16 protein-coding genes and 1 riboswitch are annotated in these 16499 nt (G+C 51.3%); of the genes, 10 read left to right on the forward strand and 6 right to left on the reverse strand.

Features of this window, described 5'->3' with window-relative positions; all coding sequences use genetic code 11:
* Positions 1 to 9: 9 nt before the first annotated feature.
* A complete protein-coding gene (sdhB, locus tag L1F29_RS08125) occupies positions 10 to 774 on the forward strand; it encodes a succinate dehydrogenase iron-sulfur subunit (RefSeq protein ID WP_258387827.1) in 765 nt (254 codons plus the stop codon).
* Between the two features lie 147 nt (positions 775 to 921).
* Here the strand turns inward: sdhB and L1F29_RS08130 are convergent, their stop codons facing one another.
* On the reverse strand, positions 922 to 1230 hold the full coding sequence (locus L1F29_RS08130; RefSeq protein ID WP_258387828.1) for a winged helix-turn-helix transcriptional regulator: 309 nt from the start codon (positions 1228 to 1230) through the stop codon (positions 922 to 924).
* A gap of 177 nt (positions 1231 to 1407) precedes the next feature.
* Here L1F29_RS08130 and L1F29_RS08135 point away from each other — a divergent pair, with 177 nt between their 5' ends.
* Positions 1408 to 1812, forward strand: a complete 405-nt coding sequence (locus tag L1F29_RS08135) for a DoxX family protein (RefSeq protein ID WP_258387829.1) — start codon at positions 1408 to 1410, stop codon at positions 1810 to 1812.
* A gap of 159 nt (positions 1813 to 1971) precedes the next feature.
* Positions 1972 to 2805 carry a DUF695 domain-containing protein gene (locus L1F29_RS08140; protein ID WP_258387830.1) on the forward strand — a complete coding sequence of 278 codons (834 nt, stop codon included), beginning with the start codon at positions 1972 to 1974 and terminating at the stop codon, positions 2803 to 2805.
* Between the two features lie 18 nt (positions 2806 to 2823).
* Here the strand turns inward: L1F29_RS08140 and L1F29_RS08145 are convergent, their stop codons facing one another.
* Complete coding sequence (locus L1F29_RS08145; protein ID WP_258387831.1) at positions 2824 to 3735, reverse strand: DMT family transporter; 912 nt, start codon at positions 3733 to 3735, stop codon at positions 2824 to 2826.
* Between the two features lie 440 nt (positions 3736 to 4175).
* On the opposite strand from L1F29_RS08145, the gene L1F29_RS08150 reads away from it, so the two are divergent.
* Positions 4176 to 4343 (forward strand): hypothetical protein, encoded by a 168-nt coding sequence (locus L1F29_RS08150; RefSeq protein ID WP_258387832.1) that lies wholly within the window; start codon positions 4176 to 4178, stop codon positions 4341 to 4343.
* Between the two features lie 566 nt (positions 4344 to 4909).
* Here the strand turns inward: L1F29_RS08150 and yjcZ are convergent.
* On the reverse strand, positions 4910 to 5017 hold the full coding sequence (gene yjcZ / locus L1F29_RS08155) for a sporulation protein YjcZ (RefSeq protein WP_258387833.1): 108 nt from the start codon (positions 5015 to 5017) through the stop codon (positions 4910 to 4912).
* A gap of 534 nt (positions 5018 to 5551) precedes the next feature.
* On the opposite strand from yjcZ, the gene L1F29_RS08160 reads away from it, so the two are divergent.
* On the forward strand, positions 5552 to 5959 hold the full coding sequence (locus L1F29_RS08160) for a hypothetical protein (protein ID WP_258387834.1): 408 nt from the start codon (positions 5552 to 5554) through the stop codon (positions 5957 to 5959).
* Positions 5960 to 6326: 367 nt separating this feature from the next.
* On the opposite strand, the gene L1F29_RS08165 is transcribed toward L1F29_RS08160, so the two are convergent.
* On the reverse strand, positions 6327 to 7139 hold the full coding sequence (locus tag L1F29_RS08165; RefSeq protein ID WP_258389642.1) for a histidinol-phosphatase: 813 nt from the start codon (positions 7137 to 7139) through the stop codon (positions 6327 to 6329).
* Between the two features lie 19 nt (positions 7140 to 7158).
* Complete coding sequence (locus L1F29_RS08170) at positions 7159 to 8061, reverse strand: LysR family transcriptional regulator (protein WP_258387835.1); 903 nt, start codon at positions 8059 to 8061, stop codon at positions 7159 to 7161.
* A gap of 245 nt (positions 8062 to 8306) precedes the next feature.
* Between L1F29_RS08170 and L1F29_RS08175 the strand changes: the two genes are divergently transcribed.
* A complete protein-coding gene (locus tag L1F29_RS08175) occupies positions 8307 to 9581 on the forward strand; it encodes an MFS transporter (protein WP_258387836.1) in 1275 nt (424 codons plus the stop codon).
* A gap of 259 nt (positions 9582 to 9840) precedes the next feature.
* Here the strand turns inward: L1F29_RS08175 and corA are convergent, their stop codons facing one another.
* On the reverse strand, positions 9841 to 10776 hold the full coding sequence (corA, locus tag L1F29_RS08180; protein ID WP_258387837.1) for a magnesium/cobalt transporter CorA: 936 nt from the start codon (positions 10774 to 10776) through the stop codon (positions 9841 to 9843).
* 466 nt (positions 10777 to 11242) lie between these two features.
* Positions 11243 to 11350: riboswitch (SAM riboswitch) on the forward strand.
* 142 nt (positions 11351 to 11492) lie between these two features.
* Here corA and metA point away from each other — a divergent pair.
* The 4 genes from metA to mqnC all read left to right on the forward strand — a co-directional run bounded on the left by metA (position 11493) and on the right by mqnC (position 16150).
* Complete coding sequence (metA, locus tag L1F29_RS08185) at positions 11493 to 12410, forward strand: homoserine O-acetyltransferase MetA (protein ID WP_258387838.1); 918 nt, start codon at positions 11493 to 11495, stop codon at positions 12408 to 12410.
* Between the two features lie 100 nt (positions 12411 to 12510).
* On the forward strand, positions 12511 to 13671 hold the full coding sequence (locus L1F29_RS08190; protein WP_258387839.1) for an aminotransferase class I/II-fold pyridoxal phosphate-dependent enzyme: 1161 nt from the start codon (positions 12511 to 12513) through the stop codon (positions 13669 to 13671).
* A 6-nt stretch (positions 13672 to 13677) separates the two neighbouring features.
* Positions 13678 to 14868: a MalY/PatB family protein gene (locus L1F29_RS08195; protein WP_258387840.1), complete on the forward strand. Its 1191-nt coding sequence runs from the start codon at positions 13678 to 13680 to the stop codon at positions 14866 to 14868.
* 145 nt (positions 14869 to 15013) lie between these two features.
* A complete protein-coding gene (gene mqnC, locus L1F29_RS08200) occupies positions 15014 to 16150 on the forward strand; it encodes a cyclic dehypoxanthinyl futalosine synthase (RefSeq protein WP_258387841.1) in 1137 nt (378 codons plus the stop codon).
* Positions 16151 to 16499 lie beyond the last annotated feature (349 nt).

Here is a 16499-nt window from a genome sequence, read left to right on the forward strand (position 1 = left end):
AGAATAACGATGGCGGAAACGACAGTTGCATCAAAAACGGTCAAACTCATCATTACGCGTCAGGACGGCCCCGATAAGCCGTCTTATACGGAAGAGTTTGAAATTCCATATCGTCCGAATATGAATGTGATCAGTGCGCTGATGGAAATTCAGCGCAATCCGAAGACGCGGAGCGGACAGGCGACGGCACCGGTATGTTGGGAATCCAACTGCCTGGAAGAAGTATGCGGCGCCTGCTCGATGGTCATTAACGGCAAGCCTCGTCAAGCATGCAGCGCGCTGATCGATCAATTGGAGCAGCCGGTCAAGCTGGAGCCGATGAGCACGTTCCCGGTTGTACGCGACCTTGTCATTAACCGTGAGCGGATGTTCAACGCCTTGAAGCGCGTGAAGGCCTGGATTCCGATCGACGGCACTTACGACCTGGGTCCCGGACCCCGCATGGCGGAGACGAAGCGTCAATGGGCTTACGAGCTGTCCAAGTGCATGACATGCGGCGTCTGCCTGGAGTCTTGCCCGAACGTCAACGACCGCAACAGCTTTATCGGCCCTGCGGCGATTTCGCAGGTTCGTCTGTTCAACGCACATCCAACAGGCGAGATGAACAAGGAAGAGCGTCTTGAGACGCTGATGGATGACGGCGGCATCGAAGGCTGCGGCAACTCGCAAAACTGCGTGCGCTCCTGCCCGAAAGGCATTCCGCTGACCACTTCAATCGCAGCGATCAACAAAGATACGACCAAGCATCTGTTCAAATCTTGGCTTGGCATGTAATACGCATAGAAGCCTCCATTACCGCTGTTAACAGGCGGTAATGGAGGCTTCTTTTCTTGATTTGGCAGCGGCCCGCTAACGCGCGGCGGATACGAAAACAACCCCGTGTATGGACCTCAGGTCCTGCACGGGGTTGAGCTGCTTAGCTTAGCACCATTGTTCGCCCCATGATTGAATGGATTCAATGACGGGTTTGAGTGCTTGGCCCTTCTCGGTAAGCTCATATTCAATCCGGACAGGCATCTCCGGGTACACATTGCGTTTAAGAATTTGGCAATGCTCCAGCTCCTTCATGCGGTCTGTCAGCATCTTATCGCTCATATCGGGAATTTGCTCTTTAATTTCCTTGAACCGCTTAGGGCCCCCTAGCAGCACATAAATAATTAAACTGGACCACTTCTTGCCGAGAAGTTCGGCAGCCATTTCGTACTTTGGACACATATGGGAATAATCCATTGGTATCACCCCTCTATCGGTAACTCTATTGTAACACAACGCGAATCTGATATGGAAGTAATAACGTAAAAAAACTTCATAACAATAGTAAATATATGTACTTTACAAAAGTAAGTTTATTTCGTATAATTACTTTCGTTGAGCGATCGACAAACCAAAATAAAGGGGAGAAATAACATGGTAAGTGTAAGTGCAGGTTTGCTTGTGATCCGGGTCGTGCTCGGACTATTATTCGCCGCTCATGGCGCTCAGAAGCTGTTCGGGTGGTTTGACGGCCCGGGGCTGAAGGGTACGGCCGGATGGCTGCAATCGATGGGCATGCGCCCGGCAATGCTGATGGCTCTGGCAGCTGCAGTAGGCGAATTCGCAGGCGGACTTCTTTTCGCGCTCGGGTTGTTCACATGGTTTGCCGCAATCTTGATCGTCATTCCGATGATCGTTGCCATCGTGAAGGTGCATGGCGCGAACGGGCTGTGGGCGACGAAGAACGGCTTTGAATATAATCTCATCATTATTGCGATTGCGGTAAGCGTCGCGATTGCCGGTGCAGGCGACTATTCCATCGATGCTCTGCTTTCCTGAAGACTGTCCGCAATTGATACCGTCAAGGTTAATGACCTTGGCGGTTTTTAGCTTTTCTCGCAAATGTGTTAGTATATTGTCGGACGATAACGTTATAATGGTGGATACACAACAGGTTTTATTTCGTATAACCAAATTCCAACAGACAAGAGGTGCATCATGGCAGACGATTGGGGCTTCTACGAACGGCGGACGGAATCGGAGCAGATGCGCGTCCTCGTTAATATCGGCTATAAAGGGGAGGCTCCTTTGCCGGAGCACGGCGATTTATTGTCCGTTACCGTGAATCTATATATGATTCTGCGAAACAACCGGACCAAGCAAGCGCTGGTGTCACAGCTTGAACGGTTCGAAGCCAAGCTGGAGGGCTGGCTTTCCGAAACGTTCTCCGCTCTCTATATCGGCAGAATCAATACGGTGAACCGGCTTGAATTTTACTTCTACTGCAAGACGGACCTTTTCGATTCTCATCGGTTTCGGAAGTGGATGGAAGGCAGCTGGTCGTTTCGAGTGACGGAATATGTCAAAGCGGACCCCGAATGGTCCTTCTACCGGTACATGCTGCCGGATCAGCTGGAAGAGCTGTACGTTCACAACGCGCATATGATCTATGCCCTCATTCACAAGGGAGATGATATTAAACAACCGCGCAACGTGTATCATTGGCTTCTGTTCCGGAAAGCCGAGGACAGACAGGAGATGGAGCAATCGCTGCAAAATCTGGGGTATCTGATCGAACGGGAGAAGGAGGGGGAACCGGATACAGGCTACCCGTATCCGCTTGTGATCAGCCGGTATGACAACGTGCTGCTCGATACGGTTAACGCGCGGGTCCGCGAGCTGTACCGGCTTATCTCGCATTATGATGCGCGTTACGACGGGTGGGGTTCATCGATGAAGCTAAGCTCTACGAACCGGGTGAAGCTCGGTTATCGCAAGCTTAAAGATGCGATTGGGCTATCGCTGAAACGAATTCGTTCATGCCGGCGATAACCGGAGCATACCATTCTTCTACAACCGTATGAGGATTAATCCTGCAAACATCAGCACGAACGCGATCCACTGAAGCAGCGACAGCCTCTCCCGATAGAGCACAATGGAGCCAACGGCTACGACGAGACTGTTCGATGCGAATATGGGGCCGGCAATGTTAGCCTGGCCGGTTTGCAGCGCGATTGTGTACAGCTGAAGTCCACCGTATGAGAACAACCCTGAGATCAGCCCGAGGCGCATGCCGATTGCGGAGGAACTTGAGTAGTCGGGTGTAGTCATATTCCGGGTCACGGATGATTGCGAGCGCATGGCAGATCTCATTGCATTTCGTTCTTTATATGCAGCAGCCCCGAACCAGATGATGGACAGCGCATAGGCGATCAGCAGGATGGGAGCGCCGGATAACCCCATTTCCTCCGTAACCTTCAGGCCGCCGTTCCGCACGGCGAACAGCAGGACGCTTAGGCCCACATACAAATACCAATTCCGGCTTGTGATAGTCAACTGCTCGTTGCCCCGTATGGATATGAGCACGACCGCTGCAAGCAGCAGCAGAACGCCCGACATTTCCATGCTTGTGAATGGTTCATTATAGACGAACGTGCCGAGCCCGATGACAAGCACGATATTCATGTTCGTCAGCGGAGACGTCAGGCTGGCCGGACCGCTTTCAAGCGCCTTCATGAACAAAGCGTTGCCGAGTGCCGATCCCGCCCCGATCAGCAAGCCGGCGGCCCATACTCGCCAGTCGGTCAAGTCGGGCAATAGCGTACGTTCGACGGCTGCATGGACGCCAAATCCGATCGTACCCGAAATGTACAACCCCAGCAGCAAATAGGACGAGGAGCCGCCCCTCATCTGGGATACCTTCATCCACCAGCCGGCCAGCCCGAACAGCAGGGCACTGCCAACGGCCGCTGCAAACCACATCTGATATGCCAACCCCTTTTGTGTATAACGACAATAGCATGGAATGAACAAATGAATTATTTTGAGGTGGTTTACCCACCGGTTACCCATACGGCGACTAACCCATGATTTTTTCAAAACGATCAGGAACCAGTGTACACCGCTCCGTCGGTCTGGTCGACATGCTTCCCTCGCTGTTTGTCCGCGGCAATTAAGATCCCGGCGTCATATGCTTCTTTTGCTGCAGCATATGACTCTGTCTCCTTTTGTTTCCTCTTCCGTCTGCCATCGACAATGACCTCGACGCTGTCATATGTATCGCTCCTTGTTTACCTCTTGGTAATTAAAATAGCGTATTTATCCCAAAAGGTAAAGATAGCGCCGACGAGCTCGACAACGCGCTAGACATAATGGGCATGGCGATTCCCTGGGCGCCGGGAACAAAGGAGTGTTATTCAAAAGTGAAGGCGGTCGAGTTTAAGCAGCTGCAGGAAGAGCTGGAAGAAGAGAAACGCTTTAGTGCTGAGCTGCGGGAGGACGTGCAAAGCTGGAAAGGGAGAGCGGAAGAGCTCGATGCGCTTGACGCCGGAAGAATTCGCCCGGCAAAGGTAATGTGCTCAAATATGTGACGCGGGCGGGCTTAAAGGATGGCAGCGAGGATTTGCGCAGGCGGCTAAATACCTGGAGTTTGCAAAGACGGGAGGCGAACGGAGATGAGCAATCAAAGCTTGCCAGATCAGGCATATGGGCTTGATAGAACAGCAATACAGTACAAAGCTCTCTGGAAGAGAAAAAATTTGATGCACGTTTACTATGGCCTGTTGACCATGATGGTCGAGAAACCAAAGACACTCCAGTCGTCATCAAGCGCGCCCGGCAAGATGCTAAATGGGGCGAGCAGAACCATGATTCGGTTTACTGGCTCGAGATCCTAGGCGAAGAGTTCGGTGAGCTGTGCTAGGCAATTGACGAGACGGTGTTCAGAAACGGGTAGGAGGAGCGAAAGAAGGGCGGTTATGCCAACTTGTGCACTGAAGCCATATAGGTGGCAGCCGTAGCCGTCGCGTTTGTAGAAATGCTGGACCGGCGATATGAATAGAAAAGACCCGCTGTGAATGCGAGCCTTATCTGGGAGGGAGGAATTGTACAGTCCATGCTTATGCAGGTTACATCTTGAACGCTAGTCAGGTAGCCTCTAGAAGTGGCCGAAACCCATGCAGGCACAAGCAACGATCACCAACAAAATAAAAAGAACCAGGATCGTTCCTATACTTGTGAAAGCTCCACCAACAAATCCAGACATCTTTCAATGCACCTCCTAACCTGTAGAACACCCTTTAAGTTATGCACGATGATTATTGTGTGATTGGGTATTTGTTGCCGAGACATCTATTATATGACATTAGCCTTTGAATCGAAAATACATGGGAGGGCTTGTATGGCGACAACGAATGGATAAGTTTACGGGCATGTGAAGGGCAGCAGCGACAAATGCAGCACTTATGTTTTTTCCCTTTTATTTGTTTCAAGTTGTCACAGTAGAGACATTTCATGGTGCGATTCGATGTTGGCGTCATTGTCCGAGAGTAGCTCATTGGTTAGCGGTAGATAGCCTGCGCGAGCCGTGACGTTTTGGACGTTTACATACTGCGAGATATCATTGAACGTTCGCATAAGCGTGTTAATTTGCGTCTGGGGCAGCCTGACGCTATTATTTGCGATAATCGGTGGTTATATATGATTAAGCAACGGGCAGATTTTCTAGGGAACATGAACAAGTCAAATACCATACGATAAATAGTCTTTTGACTATTTCAATATATTGTGGAGGTAAATAATGATTTCTTATCGAAACGATCGCCAGATGATACCTCATCCCATTCTTCTGGAGGCTAAACAAATTGCCCCAAATCAAATTTTAATTACTTATGATCAGCGGACTGATTTATCATCAGCAATGAATGTCTCTAATTACTGGATTAGGAGTAACATGGAGCGTCCCACCGGTATTGCAACCGTAGGAATGGGTGACGCACTTATGTCATCAAACGCAATACGTCCTGATATGGGACGGATTACACCTGCCGACAATTCGAATATGAGATTTAACATATCATTTAGGGTTAATGCTATGTCGGGCGTCATGTATACGGTACTACCTTGTTTTGTTAATTTAGAGGGAAGAACAGGTTATATGGGGGAGAACTGGGGTCCTTCCAGCAGAAATATGTTTATCGGCATGTAAGTCAAATTTCGAACTATCAATGTTGAAAACAATCTATTGCTTCGTTAATGGGAAACGATTATGGGAAACGATAGTTTAATCATCAGAGGACGACATAAATAAATGCTCCCGCCCTTTAGAATCATGGTGGCGCTGGAGCTTGAGGATATCCCTAAAAACCACAAAAACCGCGCCGCTATTGGATTCTGTCCACTTAGTTCCATTTGTGTCTAACCTGAAATAATTTGTTACACAAATGAAATCGTTCTGTTATCGGACGATCATATTAATGGGCTATTATAATAAACAAGACCCCCTTTTTACTATATATGTTGTTGGACCTGCCGATTGCGCAGGTCCTCTTTTTTTGTTCTGGCGCCCGCACGTCTCAATCGATCGGAACGATGACCTTCCGTTTTTCCTTGTAGTACACCCATTGGCGAAAGCCGATTTCCTTAAGGCGCTTGCGCACTAGCTCCCATTCGTCTCCGACACGGGATGGCGTGTGCGCGTCGGAGCCGAACGTCACCTGTACGCCGAAATGGTGCGCACGCTCAAGCAGCGCATCGGACGGATACCAGCCTCCGCATGATTTCGTTTTGCCCGACGTATTGATTTCAATGGCGATATCGTTATCCGCGATGACCTGCATCGTTTCGTCGATGGCTTCATGGGCCGGAAGCTCGGCGAACTGCGGATAATAGCCCTTCATGGCATCGATATGTCCAAGCACCTGAAAGAAGCCCGTGCGCGCCGATTGGCGAATTAAATCATAATAATGGATTTTCTCCTCTATTTGCTTCTTCTCGGACAAGTTCTTCCACCGGTTCCGGTTAAAGATGCTGACGCCCCGCGTCTGATGGACGGAGCCGATGATGTAATCGAACGGATAAGGCTCATACATGCGGCGGTACAAATCGGCATGCTCCGGATAGAAGTCCGATTCCATACCCAGCAGCACGTCGATGGTACCTTCATACTTGGCTTTGAGCCGCAGCACCTCTTGGATGTAATTGACCAAGTCGCTCTTCGCCATGGCGATCCCGGGCTGAGGCTGGTCGTGCTCGCTGGCGAAATAGGGGGAATGATCGGAGATGCCGATCGCAGCGAGTCCGGCTTCCTTGCCGGCTAGTATATACTGCTCGATATCCCCGTCGGCATGTCCGCATCTGTAGTGATGAGTATGCAAATCGAATTTGATCATATGTCGTTTCGCTCCCTTATTCGCTGCCGATGAAATGATCTTCCGGCATTCCTTTTAAATCGCTTAGAAACTGCTGCATGGCGGAGTTCAAGTACCGGCCCGATTTATATACGAGGCCAACCGGATGGCTAAGATCAAGCTCGTTGACCTTAATCATCTTCAATGTACCCAGCCGCACCTCATTGGCGATGGACAGCTTGGAGACGACGGCGGCTCCGAGATTAATCTCGACCATCCGTTTCACTTCCTCGCTGCTGGACAGCTCCATCACAATATTCGGCTGAAGGCTGTACTTGCGGAATATCCGATCCAGGAATCGCCTTCCAAGCGTGTCCGGGGAGAGCATAATCATGGGAATATCCTTCAAGGATTCGACGGTCGTATGCTTCAAGCCGCTCATGAAATGATCCGGGGAGACGACGAGCTCATAGGTATCATAGTACAGGATGGACGTTTCCACGTTCGGATTGCGTTCGGATAAGTAAGTGATGCCGATGTCGACGGATCCGTTCTCGACGGCTGCCATCACTTGCGAGGAGGGCATGGAATGGATGGTAGTTTTGATTCTTGGAAATTGATCTTGGAAATAAGATAATACACGGGGAAGAATCTGGATCGCAATGGATGCTGTCGTGCCTAGAACGATATGGCCCTGCGGCGTCTGACTGAGGTCCGACAGCTTCTGCTTCAATTCCTCGACGATGCCAAGAATCTTCTCTGCATGATCCAGAAAAACTTGACCGCGGTCTGTAAGCGTAACGGGCTGATTCCGGTCAATCAGTACCGTCTTGAACTCGTCCTCCAGACTTTTAATCTGTGCGGATACGGCAGGCTGGGTCAAATTGAGCAGCTCGCCTGCTTTCCGGAAGCTCATCGTCTTGGAGATGGTCAGTAAGGTTTCAAGCTGGCTAATGTTCACGGAATCCCTCCTTATTGATCAATCTTTTTTATCACTAATTCCTCTATTATAAAGCTTTTTATGTTCGACCGCAAAACAGGAAGATCCCGAAAAAAAGCGATGTGCACTATTTTTCAAGCATATTGCGGTCACCACGCCTTTATTTACAATATTTTTAGAAGGAAATGATTTTATTCTGTCGAATGGATGGTCATGAGGGCGGATACAAACCGCCGGCCAAAAGCGAAAAGAGGGGCGGAATAGACGTGAATCGAAAAGCGGTTCGCAGTTGGCTTATGTACGATTGGGCGAATTCGGTATTTGCGACGACCATTCTGGCAGCGGTGATGCCGATTTACTACAAGGATGTGGCTGGAGCCGGATTGCCGGGCAATACCGCCGAGAATTATTGGGGCTATACGCAGACAGTGGCTATGCTGTGCGTAGCTTTGTTATCGCCAATATTGGGCGCGATTGCCGATCATTCAGGCTCGAAGGTAAAGTTTCTATCGTTCTTCGCGATAATAGGCGCACTGTCAAGCGGAGCATTGGCCTTAGCCGGGGAAGGCAGCTGGCTGCTCGCGTCGGTCCTGGTCGTGCTCGGCACGATCGGCTTCTCGGCAGGCAACACCTTCTATGACGGCTTGCTGACGGACCTGGCAGAGCCGGAGAAACGCACGAGCCTCAGCTCGAAAGGCTATGCGCTCGGATACTTAGGCGGCGGCCTGCTGCTTGCGGTCAACATTGCCATGATTGAAGGCTGGAGCGCCTTCGGATTTCCGGACAAGACGACGGCGACGCGCGCCGCTTTCGTAACGGTCGGAATTTGGTGGCTGCTGTTCTCCATCCCGCTGATGCGCAATGTGAAAGAGAAAGCCAAAGGACACGCGCAGGGCGCCGGCGAGGCGATCAAGAGCGGATTCATCCGGATCGGCCGAACGTTCAAGACAGCCAGAAAGTATCCTGAATTGTTGAAATATATGGCATCCTTCTGGTTCTTCAATGACGGCATCAATACCGTCATCGTAATGGCGACCATATATGGCCGGGGGATCGGCATCGAGACGACCCATTTGATCGTGGCGCTGCTCATTACGCAGTTCGTCGGCTACCCGAGCACGCTGCTGTTCATCAAGCTGGCTTCGCGGTTCGGGGCGAAGTCTTCACTGAACGGCTCGCTGGCCGTCTATGTCATTATCGTCATCCTCGGTTATTTTATGACGAGCGCGCTTCACTTTTATTTACTGGCCTTCATGGTCGGTCTTGTACAGGGCGGCAGTCAGGCCATCGCGCGTTCGATGTATGCGAACCTCATTCCGCCATCGCGTACGGCTGAATTCTTCGGGTTTCTAAGCTTATCGAGCAAATTTTCTTCCGTAGCGGGTCCGTTCGTCTTCGCCGTAACGGGAACCATTACCGGAAGCAGCCGCTTAGCTATTTTGTCGCTTGTCGCCTTTTTTATTATCGGCATTGTTCTGCTGGCCTTCGTCAACCTGGAGAAGGGACGGCGGGAAGCGCTCGCGGAAGAAACAGGCGCGTAGATAAGTTGAACGGAAAATTGGAGCACAACCTGCTGCGCAGGTAGAATGTTCTTCCGATCGCTGTTGTTCCCGGTTTTCTGTGAATGAGAACGATTAGGTTGAAATCCGGGAACAAAGGTGAACGCTAACGCTTCTCCAGAATCATTCTTCCCGCTGCGCTTTCGTGTACCTTTCGTTCAACTTATGTAGGAAAACAAGAATATAAAAGAGGCTTTCGCGAACCGCATGGGATCCGCGAAAGCCTTCTTGTGTATAACCGTTAGAGCCAATCCTTCTTGCGGAATAAGAAGAACATTCCAAGACCGAGGATAAGCATAAGGGAAATCAGAATTAACGAGCCTCCTTGAATGTGAGCGCCGGGGAGGTAATCGAAGTTCATGCCGTATACGCCGGTGAGGAACGTGAGCGGCATGAAGATCGTCGTCAGTGCGGTGAATACGCGCATGATCTCGTTCGCCCGTGCGGAGAGGCTCGATTGGTACGCCTCGCGCAAGTTGCCCATCAGATCGCGATAGGTATCGAAGGTCTCGGCGATCTTAACGGCGTTCTCGTAGATATCGCTAAAATATTTCTGGAGCTGATCGTCGATTAGCTTCAGGTCTTTCTTGTTCAGCGTGGCGATGACGTCCCTTTGCGGGCCAAGCATTTTCTTCAGCCACAGAATCTCGCTTCGAAGCCCGATAATCTCGGTCAAGTGAGACTTCTTCGTATGCATCAGGATATCTTCTTCCAACGACTCGATTCGGGTCTCGATCCGGTCACCGACGAGGAAGTAGTTATCCACGACGAGATCGACCAGGTGGTACAGAAACCGGTCCGGCCGGTTAACTTCCTCTTCCCATAGAATCGGCTTCAACGAGCGCAGCTCATTGATCTTCTGCTTCGTTACGGTAATGATAATGTGGCGTCCCAAAAAAATGTTAAGCGCGCGCAGAAAAATTTCTTCGTCATCGAATCGAATGCTGTTAATAACAATAAAATAATGGCCGTCATAAATTTCGATCTTCGGCCGCTGCTCCTCTTCGCTGAGGCAGTCTTCCACAGCCAGATCATGCAGCGCAAACAGCGGCTGCAGCACAGCCAGATCGTCGACATCGGCGTCGATCCAATAGAAGCCTTCGGCTGGAGCGACAAGCGTTTCGTTAATATCCTGGACTGGTGTGAACACGCCTTGATTCACCAAACGGATTTTCATCCTCGCCCTCTCCCTTCATCCCATGTTGATTATTTCCCGGATGCCGGAATCCAAAAAAGAGAGATACGTTCACGAATCAAGCCATGCCGAGGTGCCCGTATTCCGCGGTCCTATAAAATCGCTGCGGCATGCGGCGAACATGGATGTTCATGAGACGATCTGTTCTTACGGTACCGGTTATCATTGCGGTTGTCCGCAGGCCTCGGGTCGCCGTCCATATTCGCTAACACCCCTTTGTAGTCGATTGATTGATCATATGGAATAATTCCATGACCTAGTATACTCCTACAATGTCTTTCCATTCAAGCGTTAAGTACATGCATCTTGCGGAAGCTCCCCAGTGCGGTGCGGAGCGCTCCGAGTGCGTGCACTGCATGCGGCTAGCTGGAAGCAGGAATCCGCTTGACGGAATTACCGGAATGATTTAAAGTATAGCTTAAGCAAATCACAATTGAATAGGATAGCTTTCTTATCAAGAGCAGGCGGAGGGACACAGCCCAATGAAGCCCGGCAACCGGCGTAAAGCACGGTGCTAATTCTTGCGGAAACGTAGTTGGTTTCTGAGAGATGAGAGGCGCATGAATGGACCCTTTATGCCCCTTCTCCCTTTCGGAGAAGGGGCTTTCTACGTTCTTGTTTCTCCATGCCGATGCCGATCGACTTACAGCAATCCTAATTTTGCCCGCGATTGACATTATCATTAAGGAGTGATCGAGATGCCAATTAAAGTGCCAGACCATTTGCCAGCCAAGGAAATCTTAAATAACGAGAATATTTTCGTTATGGACGAGAGCGTTGCGTACCACCAGGATATTCGTCCGTTGCGGATCGCCATACTGAATCTGATGCCGACCAAAGAAACGACGGAAACCCAGCTGCTCCGTCTCATCGGCAATACGCCGCTCCAGGTTGAGGCCGTCCTGCTTCACCCGAAGACGCATACGTCGAAAAACACATCTTCCGAGCATCTGGAGTCTTTCTACAAGACTTTCGACGAAATCGAGCATGAGTATTATGACGGCATGATTATTACGGGGGCGCCGGTCGAGCATTTGCCGTTCGAGGAAGTAAACTATTGGGAAGAGCTGAAGACGATTATGGACTGGAGCGCCCGCCGCGTGACGTCAACCTTCCATATTTGTTGGGCGTCTCAAGCAGGCTTGTATCACCACTACGGGGTGCCGAAGTACGATTTGGACGAGAAGATGTTCGGCGTCTTCACCCATACGATCGAGAAGCAGAACGTTCCGCTTCTCCGCGGCTTCGACGAGCAGTTCTTCGTGCCACAGTCCCGGCACACCGAAGTGCGTCAGGAGGATATCGATCGTGTATCGGATCTGGAGGTATTGTCCGTATCCGAGGATGCAGGCGTGTATATCGCCGCTTCGCGCAACGGAAGGCAAATTTTCGTAACAGGCCACTCCGAATACGATCCGCTGTCGTTGAAGTACGAGTACGACCGCGATAAGGCGAAGGGAATGACGATCGACGTGCCGAAGAACTATTTTCCGCGTAACGATCCGTCGCTTCAGCCCCGTTCGAGCTGGCGGGCCCATGCTAATCTATTGTTCTCGAACTGGTTAAATTATTATGTGTATCAGCAGACACCTTACGATTTGGGCGCAGGTATTTAAAGATTAAGATTTACGGATGATCATACGTAAAGAGGGCGCTGTGTACCAAGGCAGGTACCAGCCTCCTCTCTCCGATACTTATAGAAGGAGCATCTCATTTATGAAAATCGAAAGTCGTTTAGCCCAAATTGGATCCGTGAGCGAGCCGGTTACCGGCGCAGTCAGCTTTCCTGTCTATCAAGCGACTGCGTTCCGCCATCCGCGGCTTGGCGAAAGCACAGGCTTCGATTACTCACGAACGAAGAGCCCTACACGCAAAGTACTTGAAGACGCATCCGCTCAGCTGGAGTCCGGCGATGCCGGATTCGCGTGCAGCAGCGGAATGGCTGCGCTGCAGACCATCTTTGCCCTGTTCTCCCAGGGCGACCACCTTATCGTATCCCTGGATTTGTACGGGGGAACGTACCGGCTGCTGGAGCAGATTATGAGCCGTTTCGGCGTCACCGCTTCTTACGTAGACACGAATGATATCGACGCGATGTCCGCACTGTATACCCCGAATACCAAAGCGGTGCTGATCGAGACGCCGACCAATCCGCTCATGATGATTACCGACATCGAACGTGTCTGTGCTTGGGCGAAAGCGAAGGGAATGCTGACCATCGTCGATAACACGCTGCTGACGCCGTACCTGCAGCGTCCCATTGAGCTTGGAGCGGACATCGTCGTTCACAGCGCGACCAAATATCTCGGAGGACATAACGATGTTCTGGCCGGCTTGATTGTCACCAAGGGCAAGGAGCTGTCGGAGAAAATGGCGTTCCTGCACAATTCGATCGGCGCCGTACTCGGCCCGCAGGATTCCTGGCTGCTGATGCGGGGGATGAAGACATTGGCGCTGCGAATGGACCGTCATCAGGAGAATGCGACGAAGATCGCGAACTGGCTGCTGGAGCATGAAGCTGTGGAGGACGTCTACTATCCGGCGCTTCCCCATCACCCGGGGCATGAAATTCAGAATCGGCAATCCTCGGGCAATACCGGCATCTTCTCGTTCCGGCTGAAGGATGCACGTTACGTCGAGCCGATCTTGAGGCATATCCGGCTGATTGCTTTTGCGGAGAGTCTTGGCGGGGTCGAATCGCTAATGACTTATCCGGCCGTACAGACGCACGCGGATATTCCGGAAGACATTCGCCGCCAGGTTGGCGTGGACGACCGGCTGCTCCGGTTCTCGGTTGGGGTCGAGCATGCGGATGACTTGATCGCCGATTTGGCACAGGCTCTGGAAGCGGCGAAACGCGAAATTGGGGAGGCATAAGACATCATGACACGAATTCAATACGATTTTGACCGCGTAATCGACCGCAGCGGAACCGCTTCTTATAAATGGGATCAGTCCGAGAAGCTGTTCGGCAATCGCGATGTTCTTCCCCTCTGGGTTGCGGATATGGATTTCGAAGCGCCGAAGGAAGTCGTCGAAGCGATAACGGAGCGCGCGAAGCAGGGGATCTATGGCTATACGCTCCGGACGGATTCTTACTATGAGGCGGTAAGCGGATGGCTGTCCCGCCGCCACGGCTGGAAGGTTCAGCATGATTGGTTATCTTCAAGCCCGGGCATTGTACCGGCGCTCAGCATGATGGTTATGGCCTATACGGAACCAGGCGACCGGATTATTCTGCAATCGCCGGTATACTATCCGTTCTACGATGTCATTCGCATGAACGACCGGGTCATCGTGGATAATCCGCTTATTTTCCAGAACGGGCAATTCCGGTTCGACTTCGATCTGCTGGAGGAACAAGCGAAGGACGCGAAGATGCTGCTGCTTTGTTCGCCGCATAATCCCGGCGGACGCGTGTGGACAAGGGAAGAGCTGGAGCGGATTGGCGACATTTGCCTGCGGCATGGCGTATTGGTTGTAGCGGATGAAATTCATCACGATCACGTATACAAGGGACATCGGCATACCCCGTTCGCATCGATTTCCGATTCGATCGCGCAAGCCTCCATTACGTGCATCGCGCCGAGCAAAACGTTCAACCTGGCCGGTCTGCAGGCTGCTGTAGTCATCATTCCGAACGAGAAGCTCCGCCAGCAATATAATACGCTGCTGAAGACGCTCTCCCTGCATATGGAAAGCTACTTCGGGCTGACCGCGGTGGAGAGCAGCTACACGCACGGCGAGGAATGGCTTGAACAGCTGCTCGTCTACCTGGAAGGCAATCTGGATGCGCTTCTGGATTATGTGGAAACCCATATTCCCGATGTGAAGCCGGTGCGTCCGGAAGGCACCTATCTAGTCTGGATGGACTGCCGCGCGATTTCGGACAACCCTCAGGAGCTGAAGAAGCTAATGTTCGAACAAGCGGGCGTCGCCTTCAGCGAGGGCTCCGTTTTTGGCAAGCAGGGAGAAGGGTATTTGCGTGTGAACCTGGCTTGCCCGCGCTCGATTCTCCTGGAAGCGTTAGAACGGTTCAGCAAGGCCGTCCAAGAGGCGAAGGCTGCCAGATAAGCAGCAAGCCCTATGCATGCGAAGAGCGAACCGCCGCAGTCGAAACCCTCCAAGGGTGACTGCGGCGGTTCATTTATGTTAGGATGAGCATATAGGTTTTCAGGTTAAGGAACGTTGGTTCCAAGAGAAGAAGGAGGGTCCTAAGATGAGTCAAGTGGACCGTATTTTGCAGGATGCGCTTAACGGCAAACGGCCAATGCTGGAAGACGTCGTTGCATTATTTGAATCCGATGAAATTGAGAAGATGGGTCATGCCGCGAACCAGCTGATGCTGCGCCGGCATCCGGATCCGATTACGACATTCGTCGTTGGACGCAACATCAATTATACGAACGTCTGTGACGTTTACTGCCGTTTCTGCGCCTTTTACCGCGCACCGGGATCGAAGGAAGGCTACGTTCTTTCCGATGAAGCCATTCTGCAGAAAATTCAAGAGACGCAGGATGTGAACGGAACTGAAATTCTGATGCAGGGCGGAACGAACCCCAACCTGCCATTCCCTTATTATTTGGATTTGCTCCGCAAGATTAAGCAGCACTTTCCGGATATTACGATGCACTCGTTCTCGCCGGCGGAAATTCACAAGATGCGTGAAGTATCGGATGGGCTGTCGCTGGAAGAGGTGGTTCGCCAGCTGCATGAAGCGGGGCTCGACTCTCTGCCTGGCGGCGGCGCGGAAATTCTTGACGACCGGACGCGCCGCAAGATCAGCAAGCTGAAGGGCTCGTGGACCGATTGGATGGACGTGATGACGACCGCCCACAAGATCGGGATGAATACGACGGCTACGATGGTTATCGGCTTTGGCGAAGAGATGGAGGAGCGGGCGCTGCATCTGCTGCGCGTACGTGACGCGCAGGATGCGTGTATCGCGGGCGGCTATGATTCGAAGGGCTTCCTGGCCTTCATTCCTTGGACGTTCCAGCCGGACAACACCAATATGAAGCGGGAGAAAGCGACGCCGGAGGAATATCTGAAGACGCTCGCCATCAGCCGTATCACACTCGACAATATCGACAATTTCCAATCGTCATGGGTGACGATGGGGCCTGAGGTCGGCAAGCTGTCGCTATCTTATGGCTGCAACGACTTCGGCAGCACGATGATCGAAGAGAACGTCGTATCGGCGGCAGGCACGACGCATAAAGTGAATATTGAACTCATCCTTCAATTGATCCGCGAGGCGGGCAAAATCCCGGCACAGCGCAATACGCGCTACGAAATTTTGAAGATGTATCATGATACCGATACGGTTACGAATGATTTTGTCATGCAGAACTAAATCAGCTTTGTTTCGGGGCGATATGTGGAAATTTCGATGAAATCAGTGAATAGGGTTAAAACTTCATAGGTAGATTAACGGGTATGTGCTGCATATAATGGAGCATTTACCCTGTTTTTCTGTCATAGTGACTACAACGCTTGTCTATATTAATCCAAATGGAGGGATTAGTATGGAAAAGCGTTATTTGTCGTCTGGCAGAGATATCCGTGGAAGAAAAAAAGCATGCTTGTCCTCTGTCAAAACCAAGATTGGCGGTTTGCCGGCAGGTGGATTACAATAATTGGGAACGGATCAAACGGTATGCTTTCCAGCCGAAATCGGGTATTTCCGATTAACGGATTCACGT

The sequence above is a fragment of the Paenibacillus spongiae genome (assembly GCF_024734895.1).
GTDB classification, from domain to species: domain Bacteria; phylum Bacillota; class Bacilli; order Paenibacillales; family Paenibacillaceae; genus Paenibacillus_Z; species Paenibacillus_Z spongiae.